This window comes from Pseudomonas sp. RT4P38 (assembly GCF_054897765.1).
Genome location: NZ_CM142703.1, coordinates 6,031,402 through 6,050,565, shown reverse-complemented (window position 1 = coordinate 6,050,565; position 19,164 = coordinate 6,031,402). Strand labels below are relative to the sequence as shown.

The following is a 19,164-nucleotide window of genomic DNA, read 5'->3' as shown; positions in this document are numbered from 1 at the left end:
CATGACAGACGCCGCTGAACTTCAGTCGAACATGAACAACGCATCATTGCTGAACTGCGCTTCAAACCGGCTCGCCGGCATTGGCCGCCCGAACAGATACCCCTGAACCTCATCGCAACCATGCTCTCGCAGGAAGTCGAGTTGCTCGTGGGTTTCCACGCCCTCGGCGATAACCGCCAGATTGAGGCTGTGGGCCATGGCGATGATCGCGCGGGCGATCTGCGCATCCTGCTCACCCGACGGCAGGCCGTCGACGAAGGTGCGGTCGATTTTCAGCACGTCGATCGGGAATTGCTTGAGGTAGTTGAGCGATGAGTAACCGGTGCCGAAGTCGTCGACCGCAATGCTCAGGCCGAGATTTTTCAGCCCGGCGAGAATCTGCATCGCTTCACTGACTTCGCGCATCAGAATACTTTCGGTCAGTTCCAGCTCCAGGCATGCCGGCGGCAGGCCGGTTTCCTTGAGGATGGTGGCGATCCGCGTCCCGAGTTGGCCGTCGGAGAATTGCCGGGCCGAAATGTTCACCGACACCTTCGGCACCCGGACCTTGGCCTGATGCCAGGTCTTGAGTTGACGGCAGGCCTCGCTGATCACCCAGTCGCCGACATCCACCACCAGACCGAGCTCTTCGAGCACCGGAATGAAGTCTCCCGGCGGCACCAGACCGCGTCGCGGATGGCGCCAGCGCAGCAAGGCTTCAGCGCCGGTCAGGCGTTTGCCATCGCCGCTGAACTGCGGTTGGTAGTAGAGGACGAATTCGTTCTGCTCCAGGGCGTGACGCAAGTCGCTTTCCAGCTCCAGACGCTCCAGGGCACTGGCGTTCATGTCGGCCTGATAGAACTGGAAGTTGTTCTTGCCACGCTCCTTGGCGTGATACATCGCGGTGTCGGCGTTTTTCATCAGCTGGCTGAGTTCGTTACCGTCCTGAGGGCTCAGGGCGATGCCGATACTGGCGGTGACGAAGAATTCGCGGCCTTCAAGCACGAACGGTTTCACCAGGCTGGCGAGAATCTGTTCGGCCACATGAATCGCCCGGTTCAAGGCAATTTCACGGTTGGCCCGCGGTTGTAGCAGCAAGGTGAATTCATCGCCGCCCATGCGCGCCACGGTGTCGTCATCGTCGACACAGCCGAGCAGGCGCGTGGCCATTTCCTTGAGCATGCGATCACCGGCGGCGTGGCCCAGGGAGTCGTTGATCGGTTTGAAACGATCCAGGTCGAGGAACATCAGCACCACCCAGGACTTCTGCCGTTCGGCGGATTGCAGCGCCGTGTGCAGGCGATCCTGGAACAGCGTGCGGTTCGGCAGGTGGGTCAGGGCGTCGTAATAGGCCAAGCGGTGAATCCGCTGCTCACTGGCCTTGCGCTCACTGATGTCGCTGAAGAAGCACACGTAGCTGGCCAGATCGCCTTCGTCATCCAGCACCGCCGTAATCCCGACCCAGGCCGGGTAATGCTCGCCATTGCGTCGTTTGAGCCAGACTTCACCTTCCCACGTGCTGTGCTGATGCAGCTGCTTGAGCACGTAACGCAGATGGGCTTCCTGCTGCTCATCGACCGTCAGCATGTTCGGCAACTGGTCGAGCACCTGCTCCACCGCATAACCGCTGACACGGCTGAAGGCTTCGTTAGCCTGGACGATGTAGCCGGCCGGGTCGGTGATCAGGATCGCAGACGTCGAATGCTCAAATACTGTCGCGGCCATGCGCAGGTCTTTTTCGGCCCGGCGTTGCTGGCTGATGTCGCGACCGACGCCCAGCACGCCTTCGAAGGCACCGTGTTCGTCCCAGACCAGCACCAGCCGCAGTTCGATGGGGATCTTGCGCCCGTCGGCCCGCAGGCAGTCGAACAAAAACAGTTGGGTCTGCACCTGACTGCGCAACAGCGCCAGTTGGTCGGGTTTATTCAGCGCTTTGCTGACCCGGTCCATCAGGTTGTAAATGCCGGTCAGTTGTTGCGGATTGGCTATGGTTGATTGCCAGCCGTTCTGGAAAATCCAGTCGGCGTCGTAGCCCAGCACGGCTTGCACCGACGGGCTGACGTAGTTGAGCGCCATCTTGCTGTCGGTTGAGAAAATCACGTCGCTGATGCTTTCGGCGAGCATCCGGTAACGCTGCTCGCTGTCGCGCAGGGACTCACTGGCTTCAATCTGATCAGTGATGTCCTTGGCCACGCCGATGATCCGCGTGACCTGATCGTGCTTGTCCCGCGCCAGCGCCTGTTCGCGGATGTCGAAGCGCCGCCATTTACCGTCCCGGTGGCGGAAGCGCAGCTGGCATTGCATCAATTGTCTGTAACCGGCCTGGCGCTGGGTTTGGCGAGAGCGGTGGTAGAAGTCGGCATCTTCGGGATGCAGGAGGATTTCCCAGAAATACTCGCCCATCTGGTGCAGTTCGGTACGGTTGTAACCGAGCGTCTGCCCCAGGTGGTGGTTGCTGTAAATCATTCGCTGGCTGATCACGTCCTGCACGTACAGATGATCCGGCACGGTGCGCACCACGTCGGACCAGAATCCTTCGCGCTCCAATAGCGACAGTTCGACAAGCTTGCGACTGGTGATATCGGTGATGCTCAGGATCACCGCTTTATAGTCGTCCTGGTCTTCCGGCAGACGCAGGACCAGCCACAAGTGCTGGTCGCGGCCATTGGCGTCCTGCAATTTGATTTCCAGTTCAAGCTGTTTCTGCTGGTTGAGCACCGCTTCGAGCACTTGATTGCCGATGGCGGTGCCGTCCTGCGGATTGCCGTCGATCAGCAGTTTCCAGGCTTGATCGCAAGCGTTGACGTTGAGCAGTTGCAGGGCGACCAGGTTGACCTCGGTGATGCGCAGTTCCTGCAGCAGGTGCTGGCGTTGTTGCGGCGTTTCGAGCCAGGCCTTCAGTTGTTCGCTGCTGTGCAGCTGAGCCTTGTCGAAGAGGCTTTTAAGCCCGGACACGTCGAGCACACACAGGGCGACGCCGGTGCCTTCGAAAATATCCTGGTAGCGCCGACGGCCTTCGTGCACCTGGCGCTGGCGGCGGCGCATGTTCAGCAGGGCGATGAACGGCAGGAGCGAGAAGGCCAGGCCCAGAAGGCATTTGCCGATGAACGCCGGCAACAGGTGTTCGATCATCCGTTGCCGGTCGAACAGCCCGCGCAGTTGCCAGTCGCTGCTGCTCAGGGGCACTGTCAGCACGCTGTTGGCCAGTTCATCCGGTGTCATCACCGCCGGAGTGGCCGAGGGCTGCCCATCGTCGCGGCTGATGATCTGGTGATTGACGCGGTTTTCCACCACCCACAGCGGGCGAATACCGGTTTCGTATTGTTTGCTCAGCGACGAGAAAAATGTCGGCGTCAGGCGCAGAACCCAGTAGCCGCGGGTGCTACCGCTGGCTTGATGCAGGAGCAGATGCACCACCGAGCCGTCATTGGCATTGCTGAAGTAATGGGCCTGGGCGTGACTGCGCCGGACCAGTTCGCTCAGGTAGTCGGCATCGTCGCTGTTGTCGGCGCTGTCGGTGAGGACTTTCCCGGAAGGGCTGAGCAACGCGAGGCTGCGCAGGTCAGGCAAGGATTTTTGCAGTTTGCGAAACAGCGCCTGCTGTTCGTCGGCGCTTTGCGGTTGTTCGACGATCGGTAGCAGGTTGAGGGCAATCTGGGCGTTGAGCGCCATGTTCAGGCTGACTTGCGAGGCTAGATCGGCGGTGTAGTCGATGGTGTACTGACGCTGGTGTTGTTGGGCATCGCGCAGCTGATCCAGCAACTGCCAGAACAGCAGCGCGAGCAACAACAGGACGAGCGCCGCCAGCGCGCCCTTCAAGGACCCACGCAGGGGTGAGCCGGTCGCAGGATTGAGTGCGCTCACGGAAGATGAGGGAGTGACATTAGACAAACTGTAATCCTGCGGTTTGGCTGGACTGGCGCGACGTGCACTATAAGCCGGACGCCCGGAGGGCGGCTAGCATGCCTTGAGTTGTGGCAAAGTGCCAGTCCCGCTCGGCTGGACTGCCTCTCGTCATTAAGGTAGCTTTGCCGGTTACGCGGGAGCGTTCCAGCTCCTAGAATCAGGCTTTTTCAGCGCGCACGTATTGATACCCATCAATCGGCCGACGCGCACAGCCTGGCCAGGCATCGCCTGCGCTCCAATCATTCATCAGTCACTGACCCTAGGTTCTCCATGGCTCAATACGTATTCACCATGCATCGGCTGGGTAAAGTTGTTCCGCCGAAGCGGGAAATCCTCAAAAACATTTCGCTGTCGTTCTTCCCGGGCGCCAAGATTGGCGTACTCGGCCTTAACGGTTCGGGTAAATCCACGCTGTTGAAAATCATGGCAGGCGTCGACACTGAGTTCGACGGCGAAGCTCGTCCGATGCCGGACCTGAACATCGGCTACCTGCCGCAAGAACCGATCCTGGACCCGACCAAGACTGTGCGTGAAGTGGTCGAGGAAGCGGTCAGCGTGATCAAGAACGCCCAGGCGCGCCTGGACGAGGTCTACGCGGCTTACGCTGACGAGGATGCCGACTTCGACAAACTGGCCGCTGAACAAGCCAAACTCGAAGCCATCCTGCAGGCCAGCGACGGTCACAACCTGGATCGCCAACTGGAAGTCGCCGCCGATGCGCTGCGTCTGCCAGCGTGGGATGCCAAGGTCGAATTCCTGTCCGGTGGTGAAAAGCGTCGTGTGGCCCTGTGCCGTCTGCTGCTGTCCGCCCCTGACATGCTGCTGCTCGACGAACCGACCAACCACCTGGACGCCGATTCCGTCGCCTGGCTGGAGCATTTCCTCCACGATTTCCCGGGTACCGTGGTAGCGATCACGCACGACCGTTACTTCCTGGACAACGTCGCCGGCTGGATCCTCGAGCTCGACCGCGGCGCCGGTATCCCGTACGAGGGCAACTATTCGGGCTGGCTTGAAGCCAAGTCCAATCGTCTGGCTGCCGAATCCAAGCAGCAGTCGGCCCATGAAAAAGCCATGAAGGAAGAACTGGAGTGGGTGCGCCAAGGCGCCAAGGCCCGCCAGTCCAAATCCAAGGCTCGTCTGCAACGCTTCGAAGAAATGCAATCGCAGGAATTCCAGAAGCGCAGCGAAACCAACGAGATCTACATCCCGGCCGGTCCGCGCTTGGGCGACAAGGTCATCGAGTTCAAGAACGTCTCCAAGGGCTATGGCGATCGCGTGTTGATCGACAACCTGTCGTTCTCCATGCCTAAAGGCGCCATCGTTGGCGTGATCGGCGGTAACGGTGCCGGTAAATCGACCCTGTTCCGCATGCTGATGGGCAAGGAAACTCCGGATTCTGGCAGCATCGAAGTCGGCGAAACCGTGCAACTGGCATGCGTCGATCAGAGCCGCGAAGACCTGGACGGCAGCAAGACTGTCTTCCAGCAAATCGCCGACGGTTCCGACCAGATCCGCATTGGCAACTACGAGATCCCGTCGCGCACCTACGTCGGTCGCTTCAACTTCAAGGGCGGCGATCAACAGAAGTTCGTCAAGGACCTGTCCGGTGGTGAGCGCGGTCGCTTGCACCTGGCCCTGACCCTGAAAGAGGGGGGCAACGTCCTGCTGCTTGACGAACCGTCCAACGACCTCGACGTTGAAACCCTGCGTTCCCTGGAAGAAGCCCTGCTGGATTTCCCGGGCGCTGCCATTGTGATCTCTCACGATCGGTGGTTCCTTGACCGCGTCGCGACTCACATCCTGGCGTACGAAGACGACTCGCAAGCGGTGTTCTTCGAAGGCAACTACACCGAGTACGAAGCCGATCGCCGCAAACGCTTGGGCGAAGCCGCGACTCAGCCGCATCGTGTACGGCACAAGAAACTGGCCTGATTTCAGGTTGGTTGCATGAAAGAACGGAGCCTTCGGGCTCCGTTTTTTTTGGGTATCAGATAGGCCGCAGCGCGGCCATCGTCGGAACGCCGCCCGGGGCAAGCTCGCTCCCACATGGATTTATGTAGGCCGAATATCTTCAATCCAGTGGAGATCTACTGTGGGAGCGAGCTTGCTCGCGATGGCGATTCTCAAATCAGTGCAGACCTGGATCTGATAATCCCTAATTGGGTGCAATAACGAGCTTTTCAGGTACGTATTTATATCAGGCGCACCATTTAATTTCACAATTGCGACATTTTGCGCTGTCATGGTGCGCAATCAGTTTGCTAAAGTCCGGCCCAATCTCTTCCAACGACAATAAATTTGCCGAGACTTTTCCATGATTGAATCCGTTGAATCCTTCCTTGCCCGTCTGAAAAAACGCGACCCTGACCAGCCGGAATTCCATCAGGCCGTGGAAGAAGTCCTGCGTAGCCTGTGGCCGTTTCTTGAAGCCAATCCGCACTATCTGACCTCCGGCATTCTGGAGCGGATTTGCGAACCGGAGCGAGCAATCGTTTTCAGGGTTTCCTGGGTCGACGATCAAGGCAGCGTGCAGGTCAATCGCGGATTCCGCATCCAGATGAACAGCGCCATTGGCCCGTACAAGGGTGGGCTGCGTTTCCATCCTTCGGTGAACCTTGGCGTGTTGAAGTTTCTTGCCTTCGAGCAGACCTTCAAAAACTCGCTGACTTCATTGCCGATGGGCGGAGGCAAGGGTGGTTCGGATTTCGATCCCAAAGGCAAAAGCGACGCTGAAGTCATGCGGTTCTGCCAGGCCTTCATGAGCGAGTTGTATCGTCACATCGGTGCAGACGTTGACGTTCCGGCCGGTGATATCGGGGTCGGTGCCCGCGAGATCGGTTTCCTGTTCGGCCAATACAAGCGCCTGAGCAACCAGTTCACCAGCGTGTTGACCGGCAAGGGCCCGAGCTATGGCGGCAGCCTGATTCGCCCGGAAGCCACCGGTTTCGGCTGTGTGTACTTCGCTGAAGAAATGCTTAAGCGCAGCGGTGAAACCGTCGAAGGCAAACGTGTGGCCATTTCGGGTTCCGGCAACGTTGCGCAATACGCGGCGCGCAAAGTCATGGACCTGGGCGGCAAAGTGATTTCGTTGTCTGACTCCGAAGGCACGCTGTACTGCGAAAGCGGTTTGACCGAAGAACAATGGCTGGCCGTACTGGAGCTGAAAAACGTCCAGCGCGGGCGCATCAGTGAACTGGCCGGCCGTTTTGGCCTGGAGTTCAAGGCTGGCCAGCACCCATGGGCGCTGAGTTGCGACATTGCACTGCCCTGCGCTACACAAAACGAACTGGACGCCGAGGCGGCCCGCACGTTACTGCGCAACGGCTGCATCTGCGTGGCGGAAGGCGCGAACATGCCGACTACCCTTGAAGCCGTAGACCTGTTTATCGAGGCGGGGATTCTGTTCGCGCCGGGCAAGGCTTCCAATGCCGGTGGTGTCGCGGTGAGCGGGCTGGAGATGTCGCAGAACGCCATGCGCCTGCTGTGGACCGGTGGTGAAGTGGACAGCAAGCTCCACGCGATCATGCAGTCGATCCACCACGCTTGCGTGCATTACGGCGAAGAGAATGGCCGGATCAACTACGTCAAAGGCGCCAACATCGCGGGCTTCGTCAAAGTCGCCGACGCGATGCTCGCCCAAGGCGTGGTTTAAGCCGGTTCGATACGGATGATCTCGATCAACTGATCGCCAGCCGGACGTTGCCACAGCACCTCGTCGCCGAGTTGCGCCCCGAGCAATGCCCGGCCCAGCGGTGAACCCCAATTGATCAGGCCCGCCGACGCGTCGGCCTGATCTTCACCGACCAGTTGTACGGTTTGCTCGGTGCTGTGTTCGTCGGCGAAGGTCACACGGCTGCCGATCTGCACTTTTTGTGTTGAGTTGGCGACGGTCACGACCTGAGCGCTTTGCAGACGCAGGTTGAAATACCGCAAATCGCGTTCAAGGTCCGCCAGGCGCTGCTTGTCGGCGTGCTCACCTTTGGCCGATTGCTCGCTGTGCAGGTGTTGCAATTCGGCGACTTTCACCTGCAACTGGGTTAGCCCCGTGGGCGTGACGTAATTGGGCTGCGCGCTGACTTGCCGTTCGACGGGCTGATCGGCTTGCGCGGCGGCATTATCTTCATTGACGAAGGCGCGACTCATGGTTTTCTCCCGTTATAGGGTTTGGGCCATGGTCGCAGGCTTTTAGTTTCGACAGATGTCTGTGGGCGACTTATTGCGAGCGAAAAGCACGAGCGGCGTCCTGATCCTTCTGCTGCTGCCAGGCCTTGTCCCGGTCGTCCCAATGGTGGCTGCGATAATCCTCACGGTCCTCGCTTTCGCGCATGGCCTGACACTGGCGGAAGCCATCGCTCCAGCCCTCGGCGTACTGCTTGTCCTTGAGATAACGCGGGACGTTTTTGCGAAACTCACCAGTGATTGCGCCAGCGGCTTGCCGGCCACTGCTGCAACCGTCATCGAAGCCATCGGCGAACGCCGGTGGATAGCCCTTGGCGATCAGATCCTCGTGGGTCGTCTGGCAACCCGCGATCAACATCAGCAAACCCGCCACACCCACGCAACGCCACATCTCAGACTCCCGACCGTCAACGGCCTATGGGAGAAGTCTAGGAGTGGAGTCGTGAGGCGTTTGTGTAAGGGGTGTGAAAAATCTATTGATCACCACAAAACCAATGTGGGAGCGAGCTTGCTCGCGATGGCGGCGTAACAGGCAACATAGATGTTGAATGTTATTGCCTCATCGCGAGCAAGCTCGCTCCCACAGGGGTAGTGGTGTGTCAGGTCAATAGTGATACCACTTCAACTCAAGCATTACTTCGTTCTCGGGCGAAGCCAGGTGGCTGAATTCGCGCTGGGCACTCAGGCGCAAACCCAGGTTGCGCGACAATTCCCACTGCTGATTCAGACTCACGCTACGGCGCACTTCGCCGTTGGTGAAAAAATCGCCCTTGGCTTCCAGACTGAAGTTGCCCAGCGGGTTTTTCCACAGCACGCCACTGTTGAAGCCCGCCGCCGGCGCGATGAAGCTGGCGAAGTCGTTGTTGTGTTCAACGCGCACGGTGCCCAAAGCAAAGCCAAGCATGTCGTCGCCCAGTTGCCAGGTCCCGCCGCCACCGCCATTGACGTGGCTGACCAGGGTTTCGTCGTCATGCTTGCCCGGCACGCGCTCCAGGCCGCCGGTGACTTGCCACGAGAGTGGTTGCAGCAATTCATTGCGCGGGGTCAGGGAGCGGATGGTCGCCAGGTCCAATTGCTGCAACTGCCAGTGATTGCCTTCGTACTGGCGAAGTTTCATTTGCAGGATTTCAATCTGCGCGCCGAGGGGGAAACTCTCGGCGTTGTCGTTGAGGTCGTGATAAGCCATGCGCAAGCCATACTCGCCAAAGGCCTTGTCGCCTCGAGTGCCGATGCCGGCCTGCCAGGTGCGCGATTCATGGCCGTCCTCGGGTAGACCGGGTTGCGGGATGTCCAGTTCCGGTGGCGGATTCTGGTTGATCGCCCGCAGCAGTTCGAAGCTACGCTGCGCCCGTTGCGGGTCGCGTTCCTGGCCGTTGGCGCGGTAGCGCTCCAGGCGATAGGCCGCGTCGATGATCAACGCCTGACGATCCTTGGGTTGAGTCTTGAACGCCGGTTCCTGCAACTGCTTCTGGTCGGCGCTGACTTTCAGTACCCAATCCTGTTCTTCATGGGTCAACGGCTCGGCGCGGCTCAGCAGTTCACGTTCGCGAGACGGTCGATACTGAATGGATTCCACCAGTCCGGCTTCTTTCACCGCTTTGACGGTGTCCGTAGGAATCGCGGTCAGCGGGAACTGTTCGGTTAATCGCAGGCTCGGGCGGGCGACTTGCAGCAATTCCAGCAGTCGATAAGAGCAGTTTTCGTCGAAGAAGAAATAGTCGAACTGGATCTGTTTCAGTTCCCAGACATGCTCGACCATGCGCTCGGTTTCTGCCTGGGTCAGGTTCAGGCGATATTCCCACAGATCGCGGTTCTCGAGACTGCGGTATTCCGAGAGCTTTTCCTGATAAGGCACCAGCGCAAACAGACCAGGATAGCCGCCCATCAAGCCTTTCCAGGCATACAGGATGCTGTTGTCGGAGCCTTCGATGTACGCGCCGAAGTTGATCGCATAACTGAGCAGGGCGGTTTGATCGCTCTGCACATTGGCCTGGTCGATGCGCAGCAACGTGTGGCCGAACATCGATGACGGGCTGTTCAGATACGCCGCCGGGAAAATCATCACCGCACTGTGAGGCGAAACATCCTTGAACCATTGCTTGAATTCAGTGCAGGGAAGCTTCGGCAGATCGCTCAGGTTGAGCTGTGCCTTCAGCCAGCGGGTGCGCGCGGGGTAGACGCATTGCGCATGTTTTTCGCCGGCACTGGCCGGGGCGTACAGCGCTTGCACGGTCGCCGCCAACTCACGGTCAGGGTGTTCATTGCCGTCGGCGGCTAGGAAGAATTTCTTGTCGCTGACATAACTGCGCCAGCCGCCGAGTTTGGCGGTTTCGTAGTGGACCAGGGAAATCCAGAAGGGGTCGTTGGCCAGTTGCTGCAAACGTTGATTGTCTATGTGAGGCGCGGCGGACAGCGGGGCGCAGACACAGAGCGCCAGCCAGGCAAGGCGTTTGAGCATAGTGGGCAACTTAAGTCGAAAGAAACAAAGACCCAAAGGGGCAGGCCAAAAAGGGCCAGGTTCAAAAAATAAAACCCGCTCCCCAAAGAGAGCGGGCGGGTCGAGCTTAAGCTTGAGTAGCGTACTTAGCCAGACGAGGATCGCTCTTCAGAACGGCGAGGGTGTTGGTATGCACGTCGTCAGCGGTCACGTCAGCCTTGCTGAAGATCTGCTGGAAGTGCTCATGAGTGACAGCGGCGAAATGCGCACGGTCTTCCGGCGCCACGCCCAGTACCACGGCGTAAGTGGTCAGCGCTTCGCCCTGACCTTTAGCCATGTCTTCAGACAGCTCGTTCATCATGCCATTCATGGCAATCCAGGATTTGCCGCCATAGGTCAGCGACGCATTGGTCGAGCAACCGTTGGTACCAGAGGTCATACCGAAAGTTGCGTTGCCGGAAGTGCCGTTGGTGGTGGATGCCAAGAAGTGAGCCGGGGTGCCACGCTGACCTTCGAACAGCATGTTGCCCCAACCGCAATCCGGGCCGCCTGGCGCCTGAGCCATGGCATTGAGGGATACAGCGGTGAAGAGAGTACCCAGAAGAATCCGTTTCATAGCTTTGTTCTCTTTATGTGCATACCAATGGAGAAGGGGTCTGGCCCGATCTGGCGCCAGTGGGCCGGTTATTGTTCCAGCCGCGCAGTTTGGAGTTTAGGCACGTTCCTGAGGTTCAGTTATTTTTTGCATAACATTCGTTGAAAACATTGATTTAGACCCGGCCCGCTTAGCGATACCGCTTTGTCTATGCTTTGGCTAGAGGCGCGCCTTGCAAGTGAGGTATGGGCAGCGCCAGAATGCCGCTATCTGCCCCGCCTGATGTAAGGAAGCCCGATGCCTGATCCTGTTGCTGCCAGCTTGCGTTTAGCGCCTGAAGCGCTGACCCGTCCGTTTTCCGCTGAACAGTTCAGCTTCTCTACCACCAATGATTTGGAGCCCTTCCGCGGTGTGCTTGGCCAGGAACGTGCGGTCGAAGCCTTGCAGTTCGGTGTGGCCATGCCACGCCCCGGTTACAACGTCTTCGTCATGGGTGAGCCCGGCACTGGCCGGTTCTCGTTCGTCAAACGCTACCTGAAAGCCGAAGGCAAACGCCTGCAGACTCCGGCGGACTGGGTCTATGTCAACAATTTCGATGATCCTCGCGAACCTCGCACCCTGGAATTGCCCTCGGGCACTGCCGGTGCCTTTATCGATGACATCAACGGCTTGATCGACAACCTGCTGGCGACTTTTCCGGCAGTGTTCGAGCACCCGTCCTACCAGCAGAAGAAAAGCGCCATCGACCGCGCCTTCAATCAACGCTATGACCGCGCGCTGGATGTGATCGAGCGCCTGGCGCTGGAAAAGGAAGTTGCGCTGTACCGCGACAGCACCAATATCGCCTTCACCCCGATGAGCGAAGGCAAGGCCGTGGACGAAGCCGAATTTGCCCAGTTGCCGGAAGCCGATCGCGAGCGTTTTCATGACGACATTGCGTGGCTGGAGGAGCGGCTGAACGAAGAGCTCGCCAGCCTGCCGCAGTGGAAGCGTGAGTCGAGCAATCAACTGCGCCAGCTCAACGAAGAAACCATCACCCTGGCCTTGCAGCCATTGCTCGCACCGCTGTCGGAAAAGTACGCGGAAAACGCCGGTGTCTGCGGTTACCTGCAAGCGATGCAGGTGTACCTGCTCAAGACGGTGGTCGAGCAACTGGTGGACGACAGCAAAACAGACGCCATCGCCCGCAAGCTGCTGGAAGAGCAATACGCGCCGAGCCTGGTGGTCGGTCATCCGTTCAGCGGTGGTGCGCCAGTGGTCTTCGAGCCACACCCGACTTACGAAAACCTGTTCGGCCGCATCGAGTACACCACCGATCAGGGTGCGCTCTACACCACGTATCGCCAGTTGCGTCCGGGTGCGCTGCACCGCGCCAATGGCGGCTTCCTGATTCTTGAAGCGGAAAAAATGCTCAGCGAGCCGTTCGTGTGGGATGCGCTCAAACGCGCCCTGCAATCGCGCAAATTGAAAATGGAATCGCCGCTGGGCGAGATGGGCCGTTTCGCCACCGTGACCCTGACTCCGCAACATATCCCGTTGCAGGTCAAAGTCGTCATCATCGGTGCCCGCCAGCTCTATTACACGCTGCAAGACCTCGATCCGGACTTCCAGGAGATGTTCCGCGTCCTGGTGGACTTCGACGAAGACATCCCGATGGTCGACGAAAGCCTGGAGCAGTTCGCCCAGTTGCTCAAGACCCGCACCTCCGAAGAAGGCATGGCGCCGCTGACCGCTGATGCGGTGGCGCGCCTGGCGACTTACAGTGCTCGCCTGGCTGAGCACCAGGGGCGTTTGTCGGCGCGGATCGGTGATCTGTTCCAACTGGTCAGCGAGGCGGATTTCATTCGCCAACTGGCCAGTGACGAAATGACCGACGCCGGGCACATCGAACGTGCGCTCAAGGCCAAGGCCACGCGTACCGGGCGCGTCTCGGCGCGGATTCTCGATGACATGCTGGCCGGGATCATCCTGATCGACACGGACGGCGCGGCGGTGGGCAAATGCAACGGGCTGACAGTGTTGGAGGTTGGCGACTCGGCATTCGGTGTGCCTGCGCGGATTTCCGCCACGGTGTATCCGGGCGGTAGCGGCATCGTCGACATCGAACGCGAGGTCAACCTCGGCCAGCCCATACACTCCAAAGGCGTGATGATCCTCACCGGGTATCTGGGCAGCCGTTACGCCCAGGAATTCCCGCTGGCGATTTCCGCGAGTATCGCCCTGGAGCAGTCCTACGGTTACGTCGATGGCGACAGTGCGTCGCTGGGCGAGGCTTGCACCTTGATTTCGGCACTGTCGAAAACCCCGCTCAAGCAGTGTTTTGCGATCACCGGCTCGATCAACCAGTTCGGGGAAGTGCAGGCGGTGGGTGGGGTCAACGAGAAGATCGAAGGCTTCTTCCGACTCTGCGAAGCGCGCGGGTTGACCGGGGAGCAAGGGGCGATCATTCCTCAGGCCAACGTTGCCACGCTGATGCTCGACGAGAAAGTGCTGGTGGCGGTGCGCGCGGGGCAGTTCCACGTCTACGCCGTGCGCCAGGCCGATGAGGCGCTGAGCCTGTTGGTTGGCGAGCCGGCCGGTGCGCCAGACGCCGATGGCCAGTTCCCTGAAGGCAGCGTTAACGCGCGGGTGGTGGAACGCTTGCGGGTCATCGCAGAAATGATCAGCGAAGAAGACCTCAAGGAAGCCGAGAAAGAAGCTGCGCAGGAAGCACTGGTCGAGGCCAAGCCGGCCTGACACAAACCTGAGCCCACCTCAATCCCCTGTGGGAGCGAGCTTGCTCGCGATGAGGCACTGACATTCAACATCTCTGTTGGCTGACAGTCCGCTATCGCGAGCAAGCTCGCTCCCACATTGACTTGGGTTAACCACAAAAATGTGCCGTCGGTCTGACGTCAATATTCACACAATGACCATTCGGCGCCTTTCGGTCTCACCTGACGTACAAGTCAGACTTTTCTTCTATTCTCAGCTCAAGGATATCGACAGTAATCACTGGATCGAGACAGTCCCCCCGTGGGGGCTGAATACCGGATCTACCGAGGGTCGCCGCCATGTCGCGCAACCTCTGCCTCACCCGTCAATGCCTGGGCCTTGTGACCCGTATCGAGTGTGCCATCCGCCCATTGGCGGGAGATACGGGCATGTGGACCTTACTCTTTGCCGCCGGAATGGCCGGCGAACAACCTTCTGCCATCAAAGCCCAGGGCCCGTTTCATGGCCCCTTTGTGGCTGAGTCGATCCTCGACACCATCGTTGAAAGTCTCACCCTGCACGGCTATGAGCTGGCCGATGATCCGCAAATCTGGTGCCTGCACCTGCAAGCTCAGCTGCGGGAAATCAATGGTGGTCGTTGCCGCAATCCTGGAGGTTTCGAGTTTCACCCCGAGCACTGAACAGGCTATTGGGCAAAGTGGGACGTGTCCGCCTTGTCGAGTTTGACCTCGAAACCATATTGCACGGTGGCGAGGTCGGTTCGTTGATAGGTTTCCAGTCGGGCAGGCTGCCCGTAGAAGTAATGCACGCCCAATAATGCCGGGCCTTCTGCGCTCGCATCGTGAATGACCGAAAGAATCTCCTTCAGATAATTGCCGCTGTCGTCCTTGGCGAAGAAACGCCAGTCCTGGGCGGGAAACAGCTTCAGATCAACCACCAGCGCATTGCCTTTGAGCGCCAGGCCTTTGGGCAACTGGTGGGCGTCGATGGTTTTCTTTTCGACGGTGGCGAGGAACAGCGGCATGGAGCCCACCGCGTAAGCCGGGGTTTGCGGGAACAAGTTCAAGTCGTAGGTAATGGTGCCGCGCAGGGGATCAACCTGGTAAGCCTCTGGCGGCAATTCAATCGGTTCATCGCGTTTGCCATTACCGTCCTCGGTAAAGAAGCTGACCGGACTCTCACCGGGGTTGAAGGATGTGCCGAGCAACTCGTCATTGAAGCTTTTGGAGTGATAGAACTCGATACGCGCGGCGCTGGGGTCTTCGACCGACTGACTGATACTGACATTCTTTTTCAGTTGTTCCTCGCCAAGCGTTGCGCCCTTGAGCCAGATCGGGGCCTGGTCGTCGTACACCACCACCGGCAAAGTCAGTGGCTGGATGGTCTTTTCCGTGGTGTGTGAGTCGAAGCGTCGGACTGACAGGTCCAGGTCCTTGCGGGTCACTGTGGCGGTTGAAAAGTCCAGTACGCTGACCTCGAGGGTCTCGATCGGCCCGTTGAAGTACACCTTGGAATAATGGTGGCTCTGTTGCTTCTCAAACGCGCGCTGCTCTTCATCGATCTGTTTTTCGAAGCTCTCGCTCCAGGCTTTCTGCTGCTGCATTTTCGCCAGTTGCTGTTGATAGAAAGCAATTTGTGCGCCGGTTTCATTGATCGAGCCTGAGCGCGAGAGAAATTGCCCGGTGCTGTCCTTGGCCTGAACGATCAGCGGGTTCAACGGTGTTTCGCTGACCTCGGGGGCCAGTGGTGCGCTGTTGTTGAATTCGATTTCGGCGTAGTTGTTGGCAAGGTTCAGCAGGGTGACGCTGAGGTTGTCGTTGGTGCGAGTCTGGCCAACGTCCTTTTTCGTCAGGTCGAAGCTGTAGAGTCGGCGCGGTGCGATCACTTCCACCTTGCCTTGCAGGCTCACCGGTTGTGGCTGGTTCTTGTTGTCGACGTCCAGGCCATCGATGAAGGGGTAGGTCACCGTCAGGTCGTCGGGGTTGGTCAGGTTTGAGCTCGACGGGCTTAACTGTATACCGGGATCGGTTTCCGACCATTCCGGCTGAAACGGGATGACGCGTTTGTTGCTCAGGGTCACCGATTGCCATTCCAGGCCATGGGGAAAGAGAAACGCAGCCGGAATGTTGAAGTTAAAAGGGAACACCGGTTGCAGATCGGTCAGGTAGTCGGAACTGGAGTCTTTGTGCAGCACGAACAGACCGTTGATGTACGTGTCGACCAAGGCTTGTGGCGTGGGGTAGTGCTTGAGCACGGCGAGGGCGTCTTCGCCGTATTCTGTTTCCACCGGTTTGCTGTCGAGCTTGAGTTGCGCGCGCTCGAACAACAACAGTGAGCCGCCGAGTTCAGCCACGGCATCCTTGAGTTTCGGATCCTGAATCGCATCCAGAGACTTCTCGAACTGCGCAGTCTTTTCCTCGAGGCTGACCTGGCGTTTCTCATCGCTGGGAGAACAGGCGCTCATCAGCAAAGCCAGGCAAATTCCGGCGCTCGTTAGAGGCAATCGCACATCCATTTCCCGTCTTCCTGTCCGATGTCGCTGAGCTGTCAATGCTTTGGACACTAGCAGAAAAACCTTGTCACACACGCGCAGGTTGCGGATTTCCCGACGGTTTCTGGGTGTAACGGGTGGCTGATATACTCGCGGCCATTTCCAGCCCACATGTGAGATTTAATGGAACGCTTTATCGAAAATGCAATGTACGCCTCCCGCTGGCTGCTGGCGCCGATCTACTTCGGTCTGTCCCTCGGGCTGCTGGCGCTGGCGCTGAAATTCTTCCAGGAAGTGTTTCACGTCATCCCTAACGTGTTCTCGATGGCCGAGTCGGATCTGATTTTGGTGCTGCTGTCGCTGATCGACATGGCGCTGGTGGGCGGCCTGCTGGTGATGGTGATGATCTCCGGGTACGAGAACTTTGTTTCCCAACTGGATATCGACGAAGGTAAGGAGAAGCTCAACTGGTTGGGCACCATGGATTCCTCTTCATTGAAGATGAAGGTGGCCGCTTCCATCGTGGCGATTTCGTCCATCCACCTGCTGCGGGTTTTCATGGACGCCAAGAACGTCGATCCCGAGCATTTGAAGTGGTACGTGATCATCCACATGACCTTCGTGATTTCGGCGTTTGCCATGGGTTATCTGGATAAGTTGACCAAGCATTGATCGCTTTTTATCGCTATGCCAAACCGCCCGTCTGTTGCGAAACAGACGGGCGGTGTCGTTTATGGCTTGTACTTTGATGCGCCGAGGCCTATGCCTGTAAGGATCTTGGCTCGCCCTTGCGTGAGGTGCGTTTATGGACCTGAAAGAGTTGAATGCTTATGCCATCGCCGGGAAGGTTGATGAGCTCAACCTGATCTCGATGGAAGGCGGGATCTACCTTTTAGAGGCGCGGATGCATGGCGCGGCGTATCCATTGAGTGATGCCCACGGCCAGATGTTTCACCTGCGTTCGGTCGAGCATGCGCGTGAAGTGCTTCATGCCTTTCCCAGCTTGCCATTCAACCTTGTGCACGTTTCGGTTCATGACGAGATGTGTGGACTCGGTGCTAGCTCCGAGGGAAGCCTGAAGGTACCGATCGCGTGGCAGCACTGACACCCCTCATCAACGCGATGGCATCTGTGCTAGTCTGCTGGCCCTTTTGGTTCCGGGCGCTCCGGGATGCGCTGTGCACGCACGGCAAGTTCCAGGGCCGTCCGCACAGCGGAGCAGTGTCATGTCCGAAGTAAATCTGTCCACCGACGAAACCCGCGTCAGCTACGGTATCGGCCGTCAGCTGGGCGACCAACTGCGCGACAACCCGCCACCGGGCGTTAACCTGGACGCGATCCTGACGGGTCTGACCGACGCATTCGCCGGCAAGGAAAGCCGTGTGGGTCAGGAAGAAATGTCCGCAAGCTTCAAGGTTATCCGCGAAATCATGCAAGCTGAAGCAGCCGCCAAAGCTGAAGCAGCTGCTGGCGAAGGCCTGGCATTCCTGGCTGAAAACGCCAAGCGTGACGGCATCACCACCCTGGCGTCCGGCCTGCAATTCGAAGTGCTGACCGCCGGTGAAGGCGCCAAGCCAACCCGTGAAGATCAAGTGCGTACTCACTACCACGGCACCCTGATCGACGGCACTGTGTTCGACAGCTCCTACGATCGTGGTCAGCCTGCAGAATTCCCGGTCGGCGGCGTGATCGCTGGCTGGACCGAAGCCCTGCAACTGATGAACGCCGGTAGCAAATGGCGTCTGTACGTGCCGAGCGAACTGGCTTACGGCGCTCAAGGCGTTGGCAGCATTCCACCGCACAGCGTACTGGTATTCGACGTCGAGCTGCTCGACGTTTTGTAATACATGAGCCTGTAGGAGCGAAGCTTGCTCGCGAATGCATCACCTCGGTTTCAAGTCGGAACCGAGTTGCCTGTTTCGCGGGCAAGCCTCGCTCCTACAAGGTTTTGTGTTTTTCATATCTCGATCTTGTGGTGCAGTTCGCTTGCCGGGCGCAATGCCCGGGCATAGCAGAACAGAAACAGATTGCGCACCAGTTCCTTGAGCACCACCGGCTCGCTGGAACTCAAGCCGTTGACGTCCAGATCACCCTGATCCTGCAGCTCGTTCAAGGCTTCTTCTTCAAGCACCGCACAGACTTCCCCGGTTTCCCGATGCAGGATCCTGAGGTAAGGGTGTGGCCGGTCCAGCCAGGCATCGATCAAATAAGTCATGGGTCTCATCTCCATTGATTGGTTTCAATGAGAATAATTCTTATTCATCAAATAGCAAGGACCTATTGGCGGTTTGTGTTTTTTTCCGGGTAAGGATTGCGTAAGGTCAAAACGGCTGGCGTTTGGCTATTGCGAAGGATTGTTGGGTATAGCGGGGGAGGTGAACTACCATCCCACGCAGGGCGCAGGATGGAAGACAACAGGCTCAGACTTTTCTGACGAACTCGGATTTGAGCTTCATCGGGCCGATGCCGTCGATCTTGCAATCGATGTCGTGATCGCCATCGCACAGGCGGATGTTCTTGACCTTGGTGCCGACCTTGACCACCAGCGACGTGCCTTTGACCTTGAGGTCCTTGATCACGGTGATGGTGTCGCCGTCCTGCAGGACATTGCCCACCGAATCCTTTTTCACGGTGTCATCGGACACTGCTTCGGTTTCGCCGCTGGCGGACCACTCGTGGGCGCACTCAGGGCAGATCAGCTGGGCGCCGTCTTCGTAGGTGTATTCGGAATTGCATTTTGGGCAGGGTGGCAACGTGCTCACTAAAGCTCCTTGGCGTCAGGGTCGCTAAAAGTCGCACATTGTATAGGGTTTTTAGGCGGAGGAGGGTGAGGGAGCAAACCTGTGGGAGAGGGCCCCC

At 58.5% G+C, this 19,164-nt stretch carries 15 protein-coding genes; 7 read left to right on the top strand and 8 right to left on the bottom strand.

Annotated elements, in window-relative coordinates:
• Nucleotides 1–21: 21 nt before the first annotated feature.
• Nucleotides 22–3,870 carry a sensor domain-containing protein gene (locus ACYZT7_RS28120; protein ID WP_462039046.1) on the bottom strand — a complete coding sequence of 1,283 codons (3,849 nt, stop codon included), beginning with the start codon at nucleotides 3,868–3,870 and terminating at the stop codon, nucleotides 22–24.
• 285 nt (nucleotides 3,871–4,155) lie between these two features.
• Here ACYZT7_RS28120 and ettA point away from each other — a divergent pair, with 285 nt between their 5' ends.
• Both ettA and gdhA read left to right on the top strand, forming a co-directional pair.
• Nucleotides 4,156–5,820, top strand: coding sequence for an energy-dependent translational throttle protein EttA (gene ettA, locus ACYZT7_RS28115; protein ID WP_462039045.1), 1,665 nt, complete (start codon nucleotides 4,156–4,158; stop codon nucleotides 5,818–5,820).
• A gap of 382 nt (nucleotides 5,821–6,202) precedes the next feature.
• The gene (gdhA, locus tag ACYZT7_RS28110) at nucleotides 6,203–7,540 is read left to right on the top strand and encodes an NADP-specific glutamate dehydrogenase (protein ID WP_462039044.1); all 1,338 of its coding nucleotides are present in this window, start codon (nucleotides 6,203–6,205) and stop codon (nucleotides 7,538–7,540) included.
• Here the strand turns inward: gdhA and ACYZT7_RS28105 are convergent.
• The 4 genes from ACYZT7_RS28105 to ACYZT7_RS28090 all read right to left on the bottom strand — a co-directional run bounded on the left by ACYZT7_RS28105 (nucleotide 7,537) and on the right by ACYZT7_RS28090 (nucleotide 11,120).
• Nucleotides 7,537–8,031 (bottom strand): GreA/GreB family elongation factor, encoded by a 495-nt coding sequence (locus tag ACYZT7_RS28105; RefSeq protein WP_462039043.1) that lies wholly within the window; start codon nucleotides 8,029–8,031, stop codon nucleotides 7,537–7,539. The genes gdhA and ACYZT7_RS28105 overlap by 4 nt on opposite strands.
• A gap of 70 nt (nucleotides 8,032–8,101) precedes the next feature.
• Nucleotides 8,102–8,458: a hypothetical protein gene (locus ACYZT7_RS28100; protein ID WP_462039042.1), complete on the bottom strand. Its 357-nt coding sequence runs from the start codon at nucleotides 8,456–8,458 to the stop codon at nucleotides 8,102–8,104.
• 213 nt (nucleotides 8,459–8,671) lie between these two features.
• Nucleotides 8,672–10,525 carry an Lnb N-terminal periplasmic domain-containing protein gene (locus ACYZT7_RS28095; protein WP_462039041.1) on the bottom strand — a complete coding sequence of 618 codons (1,854 nt, stop codon included), beginning with the start codon at nucleotides 10,523–10,525 and terminating at the stop codon, nucleotides 8,672–8,674.
• 106 nt (nucleotides 10,526–10,631) lie between these two features.
• Nucleotides 10,632–11,120: a DUF3015 domain-containing protein gene (locus ACYZT7_RS28090; RefSeq protein ID WP_017340868.1), complete on the bottom strand. Its 489-nt coding sequence runs from the start codon at nucleotides 11,118–11,120 to the stop codon at nucleotides 10,632–10,634.
• Between the two features lie 276 nt (nucleotides 11,121–11,396).
• Here ACYZT7_RS28090 and ACYZT7_RS28085 point away from each other — a divergent pair, with 276 nt between their 5' ends.
• Nucleotides 11,397–13,835: a Lon protease family protein gene (locus ACYZT7_RS28085; protein ID WP_462039040.1), complete on the top strand. Its 2,439-nt coding sequence runs from the start codon at nucleotides 11,397–11,399 to the stop codon at nucleotides 13,833–13,835.
• A 317-nt stretch (nucleotides 13,836–14,152) separates the two neighbouring features.
• Complete coding sequence (locus tag ACYZT7_RS28080; protein WP_449645958.1) at nucleotides 14,153–14,494, top strand: PA4575 family protein; 342 nt, start codon at nucleotides 14,153–14,155, stop codon at nucleotides 14,492–14,494.
• A gap of 5 nt (nucleotides 14,495–14,499) precedes the next feature.
• Here the strand turns inward: ACYZT7_RS28080 and ACYZT7_RS28075 are convergent, their stop codons facing one another.
• Nucleotides 14,500–16,329 (bottom strand): hypothetical protein, encoded by a 1,830-nt coding sequence (locus ACYZT7_RS28075; RefSeq protein WP_462039039.1) that lies wholly within the window; start codon nucleotides 16,327–16,329, stop codon nucleotides 14,500–14,502.
• Between the two features lie 159 nt (nucleotides 16,330–16,488).
• On the opposite strand from ACYZT7_RS28075, the gene ACYZT7_RS28070 reads away from it, so the two are divergent.
• From ACYZT7_RS28070 to ACYZT7_RS28060, 3 genes are all read left to right on the top strand, one after another.
• Complete coding sequence (locus tag ACYZT7_RS28070) at nucleotides 16,489–16,977, top strand: TIGR00645 family protein (protein WP_461974495.1); 489 nt, start codon at nucleotides 16,489–16,491, stop codon at nucleotides 16,975–16,977.
• A 133-nt stretch (nucleotides 16,978–17,110) separates the two neighbouring features.
• Nucleotides 17,111–17,410, top strand: coding sequence for a DUF6482 family protein (locus ACYZT7_RS28065; RefSeq protein ID WP_033054285.1), 300 nt, complete (start codon nucleotides 17,111–17,113; stop codon nucleotides 17,408–17,410).
• A 121-nt stretch (nucleotides 17,411–17,531) separates the two neighbouring features.
• Nucleotides 17,532–18,149 carry an FKBP-type peptidyl-prolyl cis-trans isomerase gene (locus tag ACYZT7_RS28060; protein WP_462039038.1) on the top strand — a complete coding sequence of 206 codons (618 nt, stop codon included), beginning with the start codon at nucleotides 17,532–17,534 and terminating at the stop codon, nucleotides 18,147–18,149.
• A 113-nt stretch (nucleotides 18,150–18,262) separates the two neighbouring features.
• Here ACYZT7_RS28060 and ACYZT7_RS28055 read toward each other — a convergent pair whose 3' ends face one another.
• Both ACYZT7_RS28055 and ACYZT7_RS28050 read right to left on the bottom strand, forming a co-directional pair.
• Nucleotides 18,263–18,520, bottom strand: a complete 258-nt coding sequence (locus ACYZT7_RS28055; RefSeq protein ID WP_462039037.1) for a PA4570 family protein — start codon at nucleotides 18,518–18,520, stop codon at nucleotides 18,263–18,265.
• A 205-nt stretch (nucleotides 18,521–18,725) separates the two neighbouring features.
• Nucleotides 18,726–19,067 (bottom strand): zinc ribbon domain-containing protein YjdM, encoded by a 342-nt coding sequence (locus tag ACYZT7_RS28050; protein ID WP_008052060.1) that lies wholly within the window; start codon nucleotides 19,065–19,067, stop codon nucleotides 18,726–18,728.
• Nucleotides 19,068–19,164: the final 97 nt, after the last annotated feature.

Bases quoted from the DNA above. Each gene is read 5' to 3' on its own strand.
- ettA (WP_462039045.1), top strand. From the start codon at position 4,156: ATGGCTCAATACGTATTCACCATGCATCGGCTGGGTAAAGTTGTTCCG.
- gdhA (WP_462039044.1), top strand. From the start codon at position 6,203: ATGATTGAATCCGTTGAATCCTTCCTTGCCCGTCTGAAAAAACGCGAC.
- ACYZT7_RS28105 (WP_462039043.1), bottom strand. From the start codon at position 8,031: ATGAGTCGCGCCTTCGTCAATGAAGATAATGCCGCCGCGCAAGCCGAT.
- ACYZT7_RS28100 (WP_462039042.1), bottom strand. From the start codon at position 8,458: ATGTGGCGTTGCGTGGGTGTGGCGGGTTTGCTGATGTTGATCGCGGGT.
- ACYZT7_RS28095 (WP_462039041.1), bottom strand. From the start codon at position 10,525: ATGCTCAAACGCCTTGCCTGGCTGGCGCTCTGTGTCTGCGCCCCGCTG.
- ACYZT7_RS28090 (WP_017340868.1), bottom strand. From the start codon at position 11,120: ATGAAACGGATTCTTCTGGGTACTCTCTTCACCGCTGTATCCCTCAAT.
- ACYZT7_RS28085 (WP_462039040.1), top strand. From the start codon at position 11,397: ATGCCTGATCCTGTTGCTGCCAGCTTGCGTTTAGCGCCTGAAGCGCTG.
- ACYZT7_RS28080 (WP_449645958.1), top strand. From the start codon at position 14,153: ATGTCGCGCAACCTCTGCCTCACCCGTCAATGCCTGGGCCTTGTGACC.
- ACYZT7_RS28075 (WP_462039039.1), bottom strand. From the start codon at position 16,329: ATGGATGTGCGATTGCCTCTAACGAGCGCCGGAATTTGCCTGGCTTTG.
- ACYZT7_RS28070 (WP_461974495.1), top strand. From the start codon at position 16,489: ATGGAACGCTTTATCGAAAATGCAATGTACGCCTCCCGCTGGCTGCTG.
- ACYZT7_RS28065 (WP_033054285.1), top strand. From the start codon at position 17,111: ATGGACCTGAAAGAGTTGAATGCTTATGCCATCGCCGGGAAGGTTGAT.
- ACYZT7_RS28060 (WP_462039038.1), top strand. From the start codon at position 17,532: ATGTCCGAAGTAAATCTGTCCACCGACGAAACCCGCGTCAGCTACGGT.
- ACYZT7_RS28055 (WP_462039037.1), bottom strand. From the start codon at position 18,520: ATGACTTATTTGATCGATGCCTGGCTGGACCGGCCACACCCTTACCTC.